At 63.9% G+C, this 17,422-nt stretch carries 11 protein-coding genes; 5 read left to right on the top strand and 6 right to left on the bottom strand.

Annotation, left to right across the window (positions count from 1 at the left end):
• Positions 1 to 122: 122 nt before the first annotated feature.
• The gene (locus tag JJT62_RS01645) at positions 123 to 1,118 is read right to left on the bottom strand and encodes a CHAD domain-containing protein (protein WP_202070941.1); all 996 of its coding nucleotides are present in this window, start codon (positions 1,116 to 1,118) and stop codon (positions 123 to 125) included.
• Positions 1,119 to 1,266: 148 nt separating this feature from the next.
• On the opposite strand from JJT62_RS01645, the gene JJT62_RS01640 reads away from it, so the two are divergent.
• From JJT62_RS01640 to JJT62_RS01625, 4 genes are all read left to right on the top strand, one after another.
• Positions 1,267 to 2,700 (top strand): homospermidine synthase, encoded by a 1,434-nt coding sequence (locus JJT62_RS01640; RefSeq protein ID WP_202070940.1) that lies wholly within the window; start codon positions 1,267 to 1,269, stop codon positions 2,698 to 2,700.
• Positions 2,701 to 3,125: 425 nt separating this feature from the next.
• Positions 3,126 to 4,244, top strand: a complete 1,119-nt coding sequence (locus JJT62_RS01635) for a PA0069 family radical SAM protein (protein WP_202070939.1) — start codon at positions 3,126 to 3,128, stop codon at positions 4,242 to 4,244.
• Between the two features lie 112 nt (positions 4,245 to 4,356).
• Positions 4,357 to 4,968: a ribonuclease HII gene (locus JJT62_RS01630; RefSeq protein ID WP_202070938.1), complete on the top strand. Its 612-nt coding sequence runs from the start codon at positions 4,357 to 4,359 to the stop codon at positions 4,966 to 4,968.
• A gap of 141 nt (positions 4,969 to 5,109) precedes the next feature.
• Positions 5,110 to 6,285 carry a site-specific DNA-methyltransferase gene (locus JJT62_RS01625; protein WP_202070937.1) on the top strand — a complete coding sequence of 392 codons (1,176 nt, stop codon included), beginning with the start codon at positions 5,110 to 5,112 and terminating at the stop codon, positions 6,283 to 6,285.
• A gap of 240 nt (positions 6,286 to 6,525) precedes the next feature.
• Here JJT62_RS01625 and JJT62_RS01620 read toward each other — a convergent pair whose 3' ends face one another.
• The 4 genes from JJT62_RS01620 to JJT62_RS01605 form a co-directional block, all read right to left on the bottom strand.
• The gene (locus JJT62_RS01620; protein ID WP_202070936.1) at positions 6,526 to 7,398 is read right to left on the bottom strand and encodes an undecaprenyl-diphosphate phosphatase; all 873 of its coding nucleotides are present in this window, start codon (positions 7,396 to 7,398) and stop codon (positions 6,526 to 6,528) included.
• A 142-nt stretch (positions 7,399 to 7,540) separates the two neighbouring features.
• Positions 7,541 to 9,247, bottom strand: coding sequence for an OFA family MFS transporter (locus tag JJT62_RS01615; protein WP_202070935.1), 1,707 nt, complete (start codon positions 9,245 to 9,247; stop codon positions 7,541 to 7,543).
• Between the two features lie 277 nt (positions 9,248 to 9,524).
• A protein-coding gene (gene prfB / locus JJT62_RS01610) for a peptide chain release factor 2 (protein ID WP_202070934.1) occupies positions 9,525 to 10,656 on the bottom strand; the annotation gives its coding sequence in 2 pieces (ribosomal slippage) (positions 9,525 to 10,586 and positions 10,588 to 10,656; 1,131 coding nt in all).
• Positions 10,657 to 10,761: 105 nt separating this feature from the next.
• Positions 10,762 to 11,853 carry a CorA family divalent cation transporter gene (locus tag JJT62_RS01605; RefSeq protein WP_202070933.1) on the bottom strand — a complete coding sequence of 364 codons (1,092 nt, stop codon included), beginning with the start codon at positions 11,851 to 11,853 and terminating at the stop codon, positions 10,762 to 10,764.
• Positions 11,854 to 12,186: 333 nt separating this feature from the next.
• On the opposite strand from JJT62_RS01605, the gene JJT62_RS01600 reads away from it, so the two are divergent.
• Positions 12,187 to 14,679, top strand: coding sequence for a bifunctional diguanylate cyclase/phosphodiesterase (locus tag JJT62_RS01600; protein WP_246744647.1), 2,493 nt, complete (start codon positions 12,187 to 12,189; stop codon positions 14,677 to 14,679).
• A 409-nt stretch (positions 14,680 to 15,088) separates the two neighbouring features.
• Here JJT62_RS01600 and JJT62_RS01595 read toward each other — a convergent pair whose 3' ends face one another.
• Complete coding sequence (locus JJT62_RS01595) at positions 15,089 to 17,260, bottom strand: TonB-dependent receptor domain-containing protein (RefSeq protein ID WP_246744646.1); 2,172 nt, start codon at positions 17,258 to 17,260, stop codon at positions 15,089 to 15,091.
• Positions 17,261 to 17,422 lie beyond the last annotated feature (162 nt).

Here is a 17,422-nt window from a genome sequence, read left to right as displayed (position 1 = left end):
CCCCCACCCCAACCCTCCCCCGCTTCGCGGGAGAGGGAGCAGAGCGTGGCCTTCATAAACGACGCTAATCGTGAGCGTCCCCTCTCCCGCGAAGCGGGGGAGGGACAGGGAGGGGGCAAGCGCTACTCCCAAAACGGCTCCAGCTTCCTCAATCGCTTCTCGCTCTTCTTTGCATGCGCCGCGCCGGCCTGGGCCGCGTGGGCGAACCAGCCGCGCACAAAGCCCGAGGCGCGCAGGACCGTGGCGCCCTCGGCGTCGATCTCGTCGAGCAGCGTATTCGCCGTCTCCATGTCGTTATAGTCGCCAAGCCCGTCCTGCAGCTTGGCGAGCGCGGCGGAGAATTCCTCGGCGTCTTCGACATGCGCAAACAGGCTCTCGAAAAACTCCGCGCCATAGCGCGCTTTTTTCAAAGCAATGCGCACCTGATGCCGCTCCTCCGGCGCCAGATCGGCGAGACCCTTGGCTTTCTTCATCACGCGCTTGCGCAGCTTGGTGAGGGCTGCTTGTGCGAAGTCCTTCGCGGAGCCCTCGTCCCTCGCGCGGGGCTGCGCGGTCCAATCGCGCTTGGCGATCGCCTCGCGAAAATCAGCAAGAAAAGCGCGCGCCTCCGGGCCCTCGACCGCGGCGCGCGCGGCGCGATAGGCCTTGGCGCGGCGCGTTTCGATCGCGGCGAGAAGCGCCTCGTAGCTCGCTTCGTCCTTGAGCGTTTCGCCGGGGCCCTCCGCGAGCATGTCGAGGAAAACGTCCCAATTGCGCGCCTGCCCGAGAGTTGAGGCAAGCGTTTTGGCCCGATCGCGCGCCGCGGCGAGGGCAGGGCCGGCCAGCGCGTCGCGGAACGTCCCGATCGCCGCCCGCAAACGCCGCAGCGCCACGCGCATCTGATGCACGCTTTCCGCCGGCTCATCAGCCAGAAAGACCGGCGCATTGGCCTCGAAATGGTCGAGCGCGGAGGAAAAGACGCAGACGGCGGCGTCCTCGACCGTGTCAGTCGCAAGCAGCTTCACCGGCCGGGCCTTCTGCGGCCCCGCCGGCTTGGCGACCTTGGCAGGCTCAGGGCGCACGTCGGCCGCCGGGGCGATCGCCTCGGGAGAGACGCCATGGGGCGCGGGCCGTTCCATGCTTGCTCCACTCGGAATTGCCCAAGATTTTGGGTGTCGCGCGCATCAGGTCAAGCGCGGGCGATGCAATAAACCGGCGCCGTACTTGATTAAGACGCCCGCGCCTGCTTTATCGCGGCGCACCATTCGCACAAGGAGGCAAGAGTAAATGTCCGTATGGCCCGTCTATGGCAAAATCACCGGCCCGATCGTTCTGATCGGCTTCGGCTCCATCGGGCGCGGCATCTTGCCCCTGATCGAACGTCATTTCGACTTCGACAAGAGCCGCTTCACGGTCATCGACCCGGTCGATACGCACCGCCGGCTGCTCGATGAACGCGGCATCGCTTTTCTCAAAGAAAAGCTCACCCCTGAGAATTATCGCGAAGTGCTCACGCCGCTTCTCACCAAGGGCGGCGGACAGGCCTTCATCGTCAATCTCTCCGTCGACGTCTCCTCGCTCGACATGATCAAGCTCGCGCGCGAGCTGAAGGCGCTTTACGTCGACACCGTCATCGAGCCCTGGCCGGGCTTCTATTTCGACAAGAACATGGGCAATGACGCGCGCACGAATTACGCGCTGCGCGAGACCGTTCTGGAAGAGCGCCGCAAGAACCCGGGCGGCTCCACCGCCGTCTCCTGCGTCGGCGCCAATCCCGGCATGGTGTCCTGGTTCGTCAAGCAGGCGCTCGTCGACATCGCCAAGGACACGGGCGTCTTTGATAAGGAGCCGACGACCCGCGCCGAATGGGGCGCGCTGGCGCAGAAGCTCGGCGTCAAGGGCATCCATATCGCCGAACGCGACACGCAGCGGGCGCGTGACCCCAAGCCGCAGAATGTCTTCGTCAACACCTGGTCGGTCGAGGGCTTCGTGTCTGAGGGCATGCAGCCGGCCGAGCTCGGCTGGGGCACGCATGAGAAATCGCTGCCGGACATCGGCCGCACGCATGCTGCCGGCTGCGGCGCGGCGATCTACCTGCTTTCGCCCGGCGCCAACACCCGCGTGCGTAGCTGGTGCCCGACGCCCGGCGCGCAATTCGGCTTCCTCGTCACGCATAATGAGGCGATTTCGATCGCCGATTACCTGACGGTGCGCGACGGCGCGGGCAATGTCGCCTACCGGCCGACCTGCCACTACGCCTATCATCCGGCCAATGACGCGGTGCTGTCGCTGCATGAAATCTTCGGCGCCGCCGGCAAGATGCAGCCGAGCTGGAAGATTCTCGATGAGCACGAGATCGTCGACGGCATCGACGAGCTGGGCGTGCTGATCTTCGGCCACGCCAAGAACGCCTATTGGTACGGCTCGCAGCTCTCGATCGAAGAGACCCGCGACCTCGCGCCCTATCAGAACGCGACCGGCCTGCAGGTGTCCTCCGCCGTGCTCGCCGGCATGGTGTGGGCGCTGGAGAACCCGGAAGCCGGCATCGTCGAGGCGGACGAAGTCGACTATAAGCGCTGCCTCGAAGTGCAACTGCCCTATCTCGGGCCGGTGAAAGGCTATTACACCGACTGGACGCCGCTGGAGGGCCGCCCCGGCCTGTTCCCCGAGGACATCGACGAGAGCGATCCCTGGCAGTTCAAGAACGTCCTCGTTCGCTGAGCGGACCTCGCAACGAAACGCATGGAGGCGGCGCGCAAGCGTCGCCTCTTTTTTATGTCGAAAGTCTCAAGGCCGTCATTGCAAGGAGCGAAGCGACGAAGCAATCCAGGGCAGCCACCGCGGCCCTGGATTGCTTCGCTTCGCTCGCAATGACGGCGTTCGTTTGCTTCTGATCCCTGCCGGGCCGCCGGAGGAAAGCCTCGATTGAGCCGCCCAAGCGGGACGCGCTTTCTCCGCCCGAGCGCTTAACGTCATCTTAAACCCTCTTGCATGCTCCGAGAATGTTCTTTATTCGTTCTTTATTCGCGCTATGTTCCGCTTCGGCAGGTCGAGCCGCGTCGGGACATGAAGTCCCCAAAGTCGCGATCACGGGAGGCCGGTTCCGGCCGGCCTCCCCTTAGGGGCCGTTTTGTCGGGAGTGGATCATGGGTCGGCTCGCTGAAATCTCGACGGATGCGCAGGCGCAAATCGGCGCGCTGGTCGACCCCGAGCGGCGGCGCGGGCGCGGTTCGCTGTCGAAGCGCAGCGGCCGCTATGAAAAGGAAATCCGCGAGGAAGCGGACGACGGCTGGGGCTCGCTCGAGACCCTTGAGGCGCTGAAGACCAACATTCACGTCGAAAAGCCGCGCTCGATCATCACGAAGAACGATTCCCCCGATATCGGATTCGATCGTTCTATCAACCCCTATCGCGGCTGCGAGCATGGCTGCGTTTATTGTTTCGCGCGGCCGACCCACGCCTATATGGGCTTTTCGCCCGGGCTCGATTTCGAGACCGAGATTTTCGTGAAAGAAGGCGCGGCGCAGCTTTTGGAGCGTGAACTCTCGGCGCAAAACTACGCGCCGAAAGTCATCGCCATCGGCACGAACACCGATCCGTATCAACCGTCGGAAAAGCGCCACCGCATCATGCGCTCTATTTTGGAAGTGCTGGCGCGCGCCAAACATCCGGTCGCGATCGTGACGAAATCCGCGCTCGTCCTGCGCGATCTCGATCTTCTCGCCCCGATGGCGCAAGACGGTCTCGCCAAGGTCGCTTTTTCGGTGACGACGCTCGATCCGCGACTCGCCCGGACCATGGAGCCGCGCGCCGCGACGCCCGAGCGCCGGCTCGACGCCATGGAGAAGCTCGCTGCCGCCGGCGTGCCGGTCGCCGTGATGGCCGCGCCGATCATTCCCGCGATCAACGACGACGAGATCGAAGCAATCCTCACCCGCGCCCACGCGGCCGGCGCGCGCGAGGCCGGCTACATCATGCTGCGCCTACCGCTGGAAGTGCGCGATCTCTTCAGCGAATGGCTGGTCGCCAATTTCCCGGACAAGGCCCGCCGCGCCCTGTCGCTTGTGCGTTCGACGCGCGGCGGCAAGTTATACGACCCGACCTTCGGCAAACGCTTTACCGGCGAGGGGCCTTACGCCTGGATGCTCGGCCGGCGCTTCGAGCTCGCCGCCAAGCGCCTCGGATTTTCGAGCTCGACATTCAAACTCCGCACGGACCTCTTCGAGCCGCCGCGCCGAGGTCCTCAGCAGCTCAGCCTCTTTTGAGCGGGCGAGCCGCGAATTTTTCATTGCCAATAAGACGGCCAGCCGCTTTTTAGATCGCCATGCACATGACCGACCGAAATTTCACCCGGCCCTTTCATTCTGGCGTTGCGCCATGAGCGCCGGCCCCGACTTCCGCATCGAAGGCCGGTTGCATCGGCAGGGAATCTGGCCGGTCGCCGGCGTGGACGAAGTCGGGCGCGGCCCGCTCGCCGGGCCGGTGGCCGCCGCCGCGGTCATTCTCGATCCAAAGCGCCTCCCGCGCGGGTTGGACGACTCGAAAGTCCTGAACCAGAAAGAGCGGGAAGCCGCATTCGAGCGGATTATGGAAAAGGCGATCGCCGTCAGCATCGCCTTCGTCACGCCCGCTGAGATCGACGCCATCAACATCCGACAAGCATCGCTCGCGGCCATGGTCCGCGCGGTCGCCACCCTGTCGCACGCGCCGGCCTATGTGCTCGTCGATGGCTCCGATCCGCCGCGCCTCGCCTGCCCGTGCCGCGCGATCGTCAAGGGAGACGCGTCGACCTTATCCATCGCCGCTGCGTCGATCGTCGCCAAAGTCGCGCGCGACGCAATGATGCGGCGACTTGCCGCACATTATCCAAGCTATGGATTCGAGACCAATGTCGGCTACGCCGCGCGGCGCCACCTCGACGCCTTGCGCGAGAACGGCCCAACTCCGGCACATCGCTTAAGCTTCTCGCCGCTGCGGGAGAAAGTATAAACGAGGCATTAAAGCTAAGTTTCTTACTTCATTAAGATTTTCGTTCGAAAAAGAGACGCCCTCCCGCGCCGGCTCTATACGCGCTTTTTACCTAGTTCCGGCATCTTCACACGTGTTGGTAGCGTATGTGGTGTCGAGTTCATGAGTAGCGCGCGCGTCGGGGCGGCCCGCCTCAAATCCCGGATAAAGGTCACGCGTACCGGGTTATCCATCGCCGGGCCGCTCCACGCGCAGCCTGCCAGAAATACGATATTGCGCGGCGATTGCGTCAAGCTGATGCAGACGCTCCCTGAAGAGAGCGTCGATCTCGTCTTCGCGGATCCGCCCTATAATCTCCAGCTCGCCAATAAGTTGACGCGCCCGGACCAGAGCCTCGTCGACGCCGTCGATGACGACTGGGACAAATTCGCAGATTTCTCGACCTATGACGCCTTCACGCGCGAATGGCTCGCCGCCGCCCGCCGCGTCATGAAGCCGACAGCGACGATCTTCGTCATTGGCTCCTATCACAATATCTTCCGCGTCGGCGCGATCATGCAGGATCTCGGATTCTGGATCCTGAACGACATCGTCTGGCGCAAGAATAATCCGATGCCGAATTTCCGCGGGCGCCGCTTCACCAACGCCCATGAGACGATGATCTGGGCGGCGCGCGACCCGGCCGTGAAGAGCTATACCTTCAACTATGAAGCGTTGAAGGCCGGCAATGAGGATTGCCAGATGCGCTCGGATTGGCTCCTGCCGATCTGCACCGGCTCCGAGCGGCTGAAGGACTCCGAAGGCCGCAAGGCGCATCCGACGCAAAAGCCGGAGACACTACTCGCGCGCGTGCTCCTCTCCGCCTCCAATCCCGGCGATCTTGTGCTTGATCCCTTCTTTGGCACCGGCACAACGGGCGCGGTCGCGAAACGATTGCGCCGAGATTTTATCGGACTCGAGCGCGAGGACGGCTATGCTCAGGCGGCGGCCGCGCGCATCGCCGCCGTCGAGCCGCTTTCCGAAGACGCGGTTGCGCTCGCGCCATCCAAACGCGCCGAACCGCGCATTGCTTTTGGGAGCCTCGTCGAAGCGGGCATGATCGCGCCCGGCGCCGTGCTGACGGACGTCAAAAAACGCCATACGGCGATCGTGCGCGCCGACGGCGCCGTCTCGCTCTCGGGTTTCGTCGGCTCAATTCACAAGACCGGCGCGCTGGCGCAGGGTCTCCCGGCCTGCAATGGCTGGACCTTTTGGCACTTCGAGACAAACGGCCGCCTGGCGCCGATCGATGAATTGCGCTCCCAGGCGCGCGAAGCGCTCCGCGAAGCCGCGGAGTAAAAGCCCCCGGACCGCGGGCCTTCAGGCCCGCGCAGACTTGCTTGAAAATTGGCGATGACGCCCCTCGCGCTTCGAGACGCCTTGCTAATGCAAGGCTCCTCAGCATGAGGGACTTCTGTTATCTGCGTCAGACACTTAGGCCTCATCCTGAGGAGCGAGCAAAGGTCGCGTCGCGAAGGACGAGGCCGCCTCGGAGGTTTGCAAACAACCAAGCGCGCCTGAAGGCGCGCGGTCCGTTCGCTAGGCCAGAAAGCCGCCGTAAAAGCCCACGAGCAGCACGACGCCGATGAAGGCGCGATAGGCGACGAAGGGCCAGGCGGAAAAGCGCTCCAGGATGCGCAGCAGGCCCCAGATCGCCGCAAAGGCGGAAATCGACGCGACGAGAAGCCCAAGCGACAGCACCGACCAGCCGTGAAAATCGAGATGCGCCTTGTGCAGTTCCCATAATTCCTTGAGGCCGGCGAGTGCGATCGCGGGCAGGCCAAGCAGGAAGGAGAAGCGCGCGGCTTCTTCGCGCTTGAGGTCGAGAAAGAGCGCCGCCGTCAGCGTCGAACCCGAGCGCGACACGCCGGGAACAAGCGCGCCGACCTGGGCGAAGCCGACGATCAAGGCGTCTTTCAGGCTCACATGGTCGAGCGTGCGCTTGTGATTGCAGTAAAGCTCGGCGAGCGCGAGCAATGCGGCCATGACGATGCAGGAAATGCCGATGACCGGAAGCGAACGCAGCGGTGAGCCGCAGGTGTTGAGCGTATGCGACAGAAGAATGCCGGCGAGCCCGATCGGCACGGTCGCGAAGCCGATCCAAAGGACGAAGCGGAAGGTCCAGTCGTTGAAGTCGCGCCGCCGAATTGCGCCAATGGAGCCCACAGCCAGCGCGCGGATGTCGCCCCAGAAATAGCTGACCACCGCGGCGAGCGCGGCAAGCTGCATCGCCGCGGAGAAAGCCGAGCCCGGATCCTTCCAGCCGAGCAGCGCCGGCACGATGCGCATATGCGCCGTCGAGGAGATCGGCAGAAGCTCGGAAATGCCCTGAACGACGCCGAGCGCCGCCACCTTCATATAACCGAGGTCGACAAAACCTGTGTCGAGACCATTGGTGCAAGCCGTCGCCATTTTCTCTCCGCCGGAATGGGGCGCGGGGGCTCCGCGCGGGGCGCTACGGAATATCGACCATGCGCGGTTGTGGTTAATGGAAAGAAAACGAGGCGCCATGGGGGCAAGCAAAAGGGCCCCCGCGTGCGCCGCTCGATCCAGCTCATTTGAACAGCGCCATCGCCTTCAACAGCGTGATCGACACGCCCCAGGCGAGCGGAATGCCGACCGCGAGCCAGGAGAGGATCAAGACCGGCGAGAGGCGCGGCGCCGCGCGAAGGGCGACCGAGGGCACAGGGTCATGCGGCTCCAGCCCCTCCTCCAGAAAATCCTCGAAATCGGCGTGGGTCTCTTCCTCTTCCTGCTTCACCGCGGCGATGCTGGTCTTCTTCTCGGCCGCGACCTCTTCATCGGTCATATAATATTTCTCGGCGACCGGCCGAACGAGGAGATTGCAGACAAGCCCCGCCAGCAGCAGGCTGGCGAGCACATACATTGTCTGGTTATAGGCAGCCTCGCGCGGCACGCCGATCGAAAGCTGATATTCGCGAATGTAGTTGACCAGCACCGGGCCGAGCACGCCGGCCGTCGACCAGGCGGTCAGCAGCCGGCCATGAATGGCGCCGACGTAATGCGTGCCGAAAATATCCGCGAGATACGCCGGAATAGTCGCGAAGCCGCCGCCATACATTGTGATGATGACGGCGAAGAGCAGCACGAACAGGAAGACGAGCCCGCCCTTTGCCGCGAAAGGCGCCGCGGCGTAGAGCGCGAGGCCGAGCACGAAGAAGATCGCATAAGTGACCTTGCGGCCGAAGGCGTCGGAGGCCGAGGCCCAGCCGATGCGCCCGCCGATGTTGCACAGGCTCAGGAGGCCGGTGAAGCCCGCGGCGATGGCGGCGATCTGCTTCTTCTGGTCGGCGTTGAGGGCGTCGAAGCCGAGGTCGAGGCCGATAAGCTTGCCGCCGAAGACCTCTTGCAGCATGGGCGAGGCCATGCCGAGCACGCCGATGCCGGCCGAGACATTGAGGCAGAGCACGCCCCAGAGCAGCCAGAATTGCGGGGTCTTCCAGGCGACGTCGAGATGGACGTGGCGGTGGGTGACCATGGCGTTGGCGGCCGGCGCCGGCGGCGTCCAGCCCTTGGGCGCCCAGCCGTCGGCCGGCACGCGATAGCCCAGCGAGCCGCTGACCATGAAGATGAAATAAATGCCGGCGAGCGCCACGAAGGTCTGCCAGACGCCGGGCGAGGTCGGCGTGGCGAAATAGCCCATCAGCCGATCGGCGAGCGGCGCGCCGATCATGGCGCCGCCGCCAAAGCCCATGATGGCGAGGCCGGTCGCCAGGCCGCGCCGGTCAGGGAACCATTTGATGAGCGTCGAGACGGGCGAGATATAGCCGAGCCCGAGACCGACGCCGCCGATGACGCCGGAGCCGAGCCAGAGCATCCAGATCTGGTGAAGATAGACGCCCAGCGCCGAAATGAGCAGGCCGCCGCACCAGCAGAAGGCGGCGGCGAGGCCGGCTTTGCGGGGGCCGGCCGTCTCCAGCCAATGGCCGAAGATCGCCGCCGAGGAGCCGAGCAGGACGAAGAACAGCGTGAAGGTCCAGCCCAGCATGCTGATCTTCCAGTCGCAATTGGTTGCGACGATGGTCTGGAAGAAGCCCATGTCGGCCGGGCATTCCTTGGGCGCCGCGCCGCCGACGATGCGCGACAGCGGCAGCCAGAACACTGAGAAGCCATAGGCCATGCCGATGCAAAGATGCACGGCAAGCGCGGCCGGCGGAACGAGCCAGCGGTTGAATGTCGGCGAGGCGATGGAGCGCTCGCGGCTCAGGAAACTTGGTTGCGGCGCAACAGCGGCGTCCATCTCTCGACCTTTCGCGGCGCGGGACGGCGCCGAATTGACGCGAATAAAAAGCAAAGGCGCTTGGTGGCTTGCTTCTTATCGCGCCGCGAAAGATTGATCAAATGAAGCGGGAGCTTCTGCGGATGCGAAAAGGATGGCGGGGTGAGGTTGCCCCCTCCCCAATCCTCCCCCGCTTCGCGGCCCCCTTTACGGAGGATGGCGGCGCCAGGGCGTCGTTTAGGCGCCCGTCTTTCAGACGGGCTTCGGCGGCGCCGGGTGGGGGCCGCCCCGTCGCGCGCTACTCCACGTCCTCCACCTTCTCGGGCCCGCCGCCATAGATGCGCTGGGCGAGAGAGGCCTGCATGAAGTCGTCGAGCTCGCCGTCGAGCACTTCGGACGGCGTGCCCGACGTGACGCCGGTGCGCAGGTCCTTCACGAGCTGATAGGGCTGCAGAACATAAGAACGAATCTGGTGCCCCCAGCCGATGTCGGTCTTGCTGGCGGCTGCCTTGTTCGCCTCGGCCTCGCGCATTTCCAGCTCGCGCTCATAGAGACGGGCGCGCAGCATGTTCCAGGCGGTCGCGCGGTTCTTGTGCTGCGAGCGCTCAGCCTGACAGGCGACGACGATGCCGGTCGGCATATGGGTGATGCGGATCGCCGAATCGGTCGTGTTCACGTGCTGGCCGCCCGCGCCCGACGATCTATACGTGTCAATACGGCAGTCCGACTCGTTGATATTGACCTCGATCCGGTCGTCCACCACCGGATAGACCCAAACCGAGGCGAAGCTCGTATGCCGGCGCGCATTCGAGTCGAAGGGCGAGATGCGCACCAGGCGATGCACGCCCGATTCGGTCTTGGCCCAGCCATGGGCGTTGTGGCCCTTGACCAGAAGCGTGCCCGATTTGATGCCGGCCTCTTCGCCGGCGGTCTCCTCGATCACCTCGACTTTGAACTTCTTGCGCTCGCCCCAACGGGCGTACATGCGGAACAGCATGCGCGCCCAGTCCTGGCTCTCGGTGCCGCCGGCGCCGGAGTGGATTTCGATGAAGGTGTCGTTGCCGTCGGCTTCGCCCGAGAACAGCGCCTCGATCTGACGGCGCTGGGCCTCTTTGAGCAGGGCTTTGAGCGCCTCGACGCCCTCTTTCTCGGTCGCCTCGTCGTCGGCTTCTTCGCCAAGCTCGACGAGCGTCAGCGCGTCTTCGAGATCGCGCGCAAGCTTGTCGATCGCGCCCATCTGCTCCTCGAGCTGGGTGCGTTCGCGCATGAGCTTCTGCGCTTCGTCGGCGTTGTTCCAAAAATTGGGGTCTTCGGCTTTGACGTTCAGTTCGGCGAGACGGCGGGTTGCAGTCTCGACGTCAAAGATGCCTCCTCAGCAGTCCCATGGACTGCTCGATCTGTTCTTTGAGCGCAAGCGGCTCGGCGCGCATGGGTTTTTGTCTTTCGGAAAGCTTGGGGAGCGGCGCTCCCCGTTTCAGAGTGGTGCGGAAATTATGCGGGGTGGGGCGCCATGTAAAGCGCCGATCGCGCCCGCTTCAGTAACTGCTGGTGTCGGCCGGCGGCGCCGGCGGCTTTGAGCCGCGCGGCCGGCTCTCCTCGGCGCCCTCGGAGTCGGTAAGGCCCCAACGCCGCATCAACAGCAGCACGAGCCCCGCCGCAAAGATGCAAACAATGGTGGCGTAGACGACGCCCTCCTCGCTTTCCGAAAAGGGCAAATTCTTGAGATTCATCCCGAAAAAGCCGGTGACGAAGGTCGCCGGCAGCAACAGCGTCGTGACTACGGTCAGCACATAGAGCCGGTCGTTGGTCTCGAGATTGAGAATGGCGTTCAGCTCGTCCTGCAGCAGGCGGGCGCGATCCTGCAGGGTTTGCATATCGCGGGCGAGCGACTCGGTATGCTGCACGAGCCGCGACGCCGTCTCGCGCAGCGCATTGTCGGCGGCGCTGTTGGGATCGTCCTCGATGTCTTCGAGGCGCGCCAGCGTCGAAACAAGGCCGCCGATCTGCCGCGAGAGCCGCACGGCGTCGCGGCGCCCGGCGCCGAGCAAAGGCCGCGCATCGCGCCCGCGCGCGTCGATGATCAGATCCTCGGCGCGATCGAAGGCGAGGCCGATGTCATTCGCCATCCGGCTCAGCTCATCGACGATATGGGTCGTCATCATCTCGAAGAGCGCGAAGGGCGACTCGACGATTGTCCCGCGGCCAACGGCGCTGCGGATGGCGTCGACGCAGCTCATCGGCCGCCGCCGGGCGGTCACCAGGAAGCTTTCGTCGATCGCAAAGCGCAGGAAATCCGTGCGCGAGGCCGGGCCGGCGAGGGTGCGCTCGTGATCGAGCAGGGCGCCGCTCAGCAGGTTTTCCGAATATTCGAGATATTGGTGATCGATCGGATCGCGGAGCGCCTCGCGCGCGCTGTCCGAGAGCGCCTCGATCCGGCCGATGAGCGGCCGCGCGCGCACGTCGGTCAAATCGAGATGCAGCCAGATGAAGCCCTCGCGCGCCTTGCCGAGCGCGTCGAGATCGGCCGCCGCGCCCGGCTCCGCCCGGCCCTGCGCGTCGAAGCGGATGATCCAGAGACAGCCGGGAATGCCGGCGTGAAGGGGTTCTTTCAGGCGGTCGGCGGTCATGAGCTCGGGCTATCGGGAAATCGTCTTGAGCCGCGCCGAGCCTCCGCAGTGATGTCCGGCGCAACCGGGCGCAATGGTTTCGGGGGTTCGGGAACGCCCCGGCGCCGGGAAGAGAAAGCGCGCTCAGCTCCGGCTTCAGACGTCTCAATTAAACGCCTCCTTTGCGCTTGGGAAGGGCGCCGCGCACATTTTCGTCGGCCCCGCCCGTTACCGCCAAGCTTTGTGACACTATTGCGACGCAGTATGTTCAACAACGCGCTGGAATATTTACGTTTTTTTCAACTCCCGCCGACACCTTCAGGCTAAATTCCGATCGATTTCTGGTGCGGCGTCATGATGTCTATGGATTCGGCGGACGACATATCCGCCGCTTATGGAGTGCTGAGCGACTTCGAGGAAGTCCGCGAGCTGTGCGTGAGCTGGGGCTGCCAGACAGATAAGCCGTCTGAATTCCCGCGCTTCGAGGAACTTGCTCTGGGGAGTCTCGGAACGCTCGCCGACGATCTCGGCCTCATGGGGGAGGGGCGCGGCGGCGGCCTCGAAATCTATTATGCGGGCAGGTCGATCGAAAGCTGGCTCGGTCAGGAGCTGCGCTGCACGGCCCTGGAGGCGATCGATCAATATTGCGCCGCGTGCTTACGTGACGCTACGGCCCTCGCGACGCAGCGTCGCGCGCCAGCCATGCAGGTGCTGCATTGGCTGCGGGACGGTCTCGCGACGAGCCGCGAGGTCGTCATCTTCCCCTTGTCGACCAGAAAAGGCGCGACGGTTTTCCTCGTCTTCTCGCGCGAACGAGCGGAGGCGCACAATGTCGTCGACGCCATTTACCGCGCGACCGACGACGGTCTCGTCACGCTCGCGGCCGTCTTCGACGACGCCGCCGACGCGATCTCGGATTTCCGCATTCTGAGCCTCAATAACGGGGCCGCACGACTGTTTGGCGATTCGGAGACGGCGCTTCGCTGGCGGCGCCTGTCCGAGGCGGCCCCCACTTTTGCGCGCGACGGCACGCTCGCCCGTCTGATCGAATTGTCGAAGAACAGGCGCGGCGACGAATTCGAGATCGCCGGGCCGCTCCCGGAGTCTCCCCGGCATTTGCGCCTCAGCGCCGCCCCGATGGGCGCGGATCTCATCGCCATCACCTTGACCGACGTCACCCGGCTCAAAGCCCGAGAGGAATATTTCCGGCTGCTGTTCGAGGAAAACCCCATGCCCATGTGGGTGCACGATCCACAAAGCAGGCGCATTCTCGCAGCCAATGACGCGGCGGTCCGGCATTTCGGCCATTCACGCGACCGCCTCCTGGACGCCACTCTCGAAGCTCTTTTCGAGGAGAAAGAACACCCGCACCTTCCGGGCATCCAAGGAATCCCGGGCGACGCAAGCGCAGATCGAATCTGGCAGGGGCGCTCCGCCGACGGGCGGCGTCGGGATTTGGAAATTCACGCTCGGGAGCTCGACTTCGACGGCCGCCGCGCCGTCCTCGTCTCGGTGGTCGACGTGACCGAGCAGCTCGCGGCTTCGGCGCGCATCGCCCATATGGCGCTTCACGATTCGCTCACCGGTCTTGCGAACCGCAACCAGTTTCGCATGCGCCTCGCGGCCAGCCTGGAGGCCCTGCAACCTGACGAGGCCCTCGCCGCACATTACATCGATCTCGATGATTTCAAGGACATCAACGACACGCTGGGGCATCCCGCGGGCGACCAATTGCTGGTCGCCGTGGCGGAGCGGCTCTCCGACATCCTGCGGCCGGGGGACATGGTCGCCCGTCTCGGAGGTGACGAGTTCGCTTTTGTCCAAGCCGGTCTCACCTCGCCGGACGAGGCCGGCGAGTTTGCCGAAAAAATCGTCGGCGCGCTCGGCCATCCGCTCAAAATCAACGGCCAGAACGTGCTGGTGAACGCGAGCGTCGGCGTGGCCATCGCCCCGGCGCACGCCAGCGACCCCGACACGCTGCTGCAATACGCCGATATTGCGCTTTATCAGGTCAAGCAGGCCGGCGGCGGCGCCTATCGGCTGTTCGACGCGGGGATGGCGGCGGCGCTGATACGTCGCCGCGTCTTGGAGGCGGATCTCAGGGACGCGCTGATGCACAACGCTTTCGACGTGCATTATCAGCCGATCGCCGAGATCGAGAGCCGCCGGATCGTCGCGATGGAGGCTTTGCTGCGCTGGACCCATCCGACGCGCGGGTCCATTTCTCCCGCGGAGTTCATTCCCATCGCCGAGGCCAGCGGACTCATCATCCCGATCGGCGAGATGGCGCTGAGCCGCGCTTGCCTCGAAGCCATGCACTGGCCGCCGACGACGCGCCTGAGCGTCAATCTTTCGCCGGCGCAATTCAAGTCCGAGACCCTCGTCCAGTCGGTCGTCCGGGCGCTGGAAGCCAGCGGTCTGCCGGCGAGCCGCCTGGAGCTCGAGATCACCGAGTCCGTCCTGCTGGTGGAGAGCCGCGACAATCTCGCGATCTTGCACCAGTTGCGCGCCCTGGGCGTGCATATTTCGCTCGACGATTTTGGAACGGGCAATTCCTCGCTCTTCTATTTGCGTGCATTCCCCTTCGACAAAATCAAGATCGATCGCTCCTTCGTGCAGGAGCTGCCGACCAACCTTCAATGCGTCGCCATCGTTCGCGCGGTGACGGGAATCGGCCAGTGTCTGAATGTGGCGACAGTGGCGGAAGGGGTGGAGACGGAAGAGCAGCTCGCGCATCTGCGCAAGGAAGGCTGCACGCAGATGCAGGGCTATCTCTTCGCCAAGCCGCTGCCGGCGGAAGCGGCGCGAAAGCTGTTCGGCGCGTGGCAAGAGGAGGAGGTAGCGTGAGGAGCGCCGGAATTCGTTTTCGCCGCAAAGTTCGGGCAAAGCCCGCCGTCAGCTTGTTGGCAAACCTCCGAGGCGGCCTCGTCCTTCGAGGCGCGAGCTTCGCTCGCTCCTCAGGATGAGGCCTAAGTGTTTGGCGTAATTTGCAGAAGCCCCTCATGCTGAGGAGCCTGCGCAGCAGGCGTCTCGAAGCACGAGGGGCGTCAGCGCCACTTTGTCAGCAGTCTCGTACGAGATCCGCTTGATTGGGTCGGCGTCATTCCCGACGCTCGCGCCGTTTGAACACACAGGACTCACCGCCGTCATTGCGAGGAGGCGGAGCCGACGAAGCAATCCAGGGCCGCATCGCCGCCTTGGATTGCTTCGCTTCGCTCGCAATGACGGACTCGGCAAAGCCCGCCGTTGCACGCGTTCAGAATTTCACTTTGACGCCGCCTTGGACGCTGATCGGGGCGCCCGCGTAGATCGAACCGGTGGCGTTCTGCGCCAAATAAGAACCGGGGGCCTGGAAGCCATACATCAGGGTGTTGGTGACGTTCGTCGCCCCCGCGACCCAATTCTGGTTCAGCACATTATTGACCTGAACAAAGGCGGTGAACTCCTTGAGGAAACTGTCCGATAGCTCCCGCTTATAGTGAGCGTTGAGGTTCAACAGCCCATAGCTCGGGATGGTGAGCTGGTTTCCATTGTCGATATAATAGGAATATTGGTAGATATACTCGATGAACGCCCCGAGCCCTTTGAAGTCCCCATTGGGCTGATCGTAGGTCAGCCGCGTCGTCAACTGATGGGCGGGCACGTTGGGAACCTTATAGCCGGCTCTGTTCAAATAGTAGGTGTTGGCGCTGTAGGGCGCGCCGCCGCCGCTATTTCTCTGCTCGATGTAATTCGTGAAGACCTGATTGTTGTAGGTGTAGTTCACGAGCCCCTTCAATCCCTCCCGCAGCTCGTAATCGGCCGCGAATTCGGCGCCGCGATGGACGGAGCCGGGGGCGTTGAACTGGTAGGTCAATTTGCCGGCGCCGGGCCGCTGGGCCAGAATCTCGTCGGTCCACCACTCATAGAAGCCGGTCAAAGAGACGGTCAGCTTGTCGTTCGGGGTCCAGACAATCCCGCCGTCGACGCCCGTATTTGTTTGCGGCTTCAAGCCGGTGTTCGGTCCGATATTGCCCTGCTGGTCGACAAAAAACGCCAAATAATTCGGCGTGCCGAAGCCGCGCGACGTGCGCGCCCGCACCTGCCACTCGCTGTTCGGCCGCCAGGTGAGCGACGCCTCATGCGCCCAGTTCACCCAAAGATCACTGAACTTCACGGTGCTGAAGCTCGTCGGAAGAAACGGGTTGTTGACGTTGGCGTAGCCGAGGTTGTCGGACTGCGAATTGTTCCGGCTCGCCTCGACGTCCATGCCGACGACGGCGGTGAGAGTCGGCGCCAGCGCATATTCCGAACGGAAGCGAGAGCCGAAATTGGAGACAAGCGCGTCCAGCTTGTTGACCGGCTGCGGCATCACATTGCCCGGGCCGAACATGGCCAGGGGCTTGGTGTTGGTCATGAATCGGCTGCTGTTGTAATAGACTTCCGCATTGTTGCGCAGATCGCGCCCGAGGAATTGGCCGAGCGTCGTCACATCCGTCCGGATGTCCACCCCAGGGACGTTGGCGTAGGTGACCGGCGTGTCGATCGGCTGCCAGAAATCCTTGTCGTAATAGATTCCGGTCGTGCGGATGACGGTGCTGGCGTCGACTTCATGCTCCCAACGCAAGCCGAGCGCGTCGAAACGATCGTTGCGTAACCAGCCACTTTGCGTTGCGGTGATGGGAAGCGACGCGCCATTCACGCCATTGATGAACAGGCTCGTGCCGCCGCAAGATTGGTTCGCGACGCCCAGCGCCGGGGCAATGGCGTTGCACCCCCTTTGGAACGGGTTCGCATAATACTGGTTGAGCGACAAGCGCGCCGGCAGCTCGCCATAGAGCTGATTATGGATGAATTTGAAGGTCACTTTATCCTGCGGCGTCACCTCATAGGTCGCGCGCAGATTCACGGTTTGCGTGTTGCTGTTGTTGTTGAGCGTAAACCCTTCGAGCCGCATGTCGCTTGCGAAGACGGCAAAGTCGAGCTTGCCGATTTTCTTGCCGATGGTCACATAATTATTGACGTAGCCGAAGCTGCCCCCTTCGCTCCCCGCTTCGACGCCGTCGATCTCCGCGCCGCTGCGCGTGCGGAAATTGATCGCGCCGCCAACCGCGAAATTGCCGAACAAAGCCGAAGACGGCCCGCGATACACGTCGAAGCCGGCATAGGCGTGAGGATCGACCCAGTCGGCGCGGGAGAAGCCATCCGGCATCGCCATTCTGAAGCCGTCGTCCAAAAGAATGATCCTCTGGATCGCACCGCCGACCCGGGCCCCCGAGCCGCGGATCGAAATGGTCATGTCCCTTGGACCATTGCCCTGTTTGAACGACACGCCGGGGCTGTAGCGAAGCATGTCGCCGACCGTGCCCAAGGGTTGTTCGGCGAAGGTTTTGGCGTTGATTTCTGTGACGGTCTGACCGGTTGGCTCGCGGTAAATGGGGAGCTTCAATTTTTCGGGGCTGAAGCCCGGCGCGGCCTGCGCGCTGACGAGCGGCGAAGAGGCGGGCGCGGCGCTCGCCCGCCCGTTCGGCGCTTGATGATTTGGGACGGCCCCCGCAGGCCTTCCGCCTGTGTGTTTTTGACGTTGCCCACCGATGTCGATTGTCGGCAG

Source organism: Methylocystis sp. Sn-Cys (assembly GCF_016745395.1).
GTDB lineage: Bacteria > Pseudomonadota > Alphaproteobacteria > Rhizobiales > Beijerinckiaceae > Methylocystis > Methylocystis iwaonis.
The sequence above is the reverse complement of the archived record's forward strand: the minus strand, read 5'-3'. Positions and strand labels throughout refer to the sequence as shown.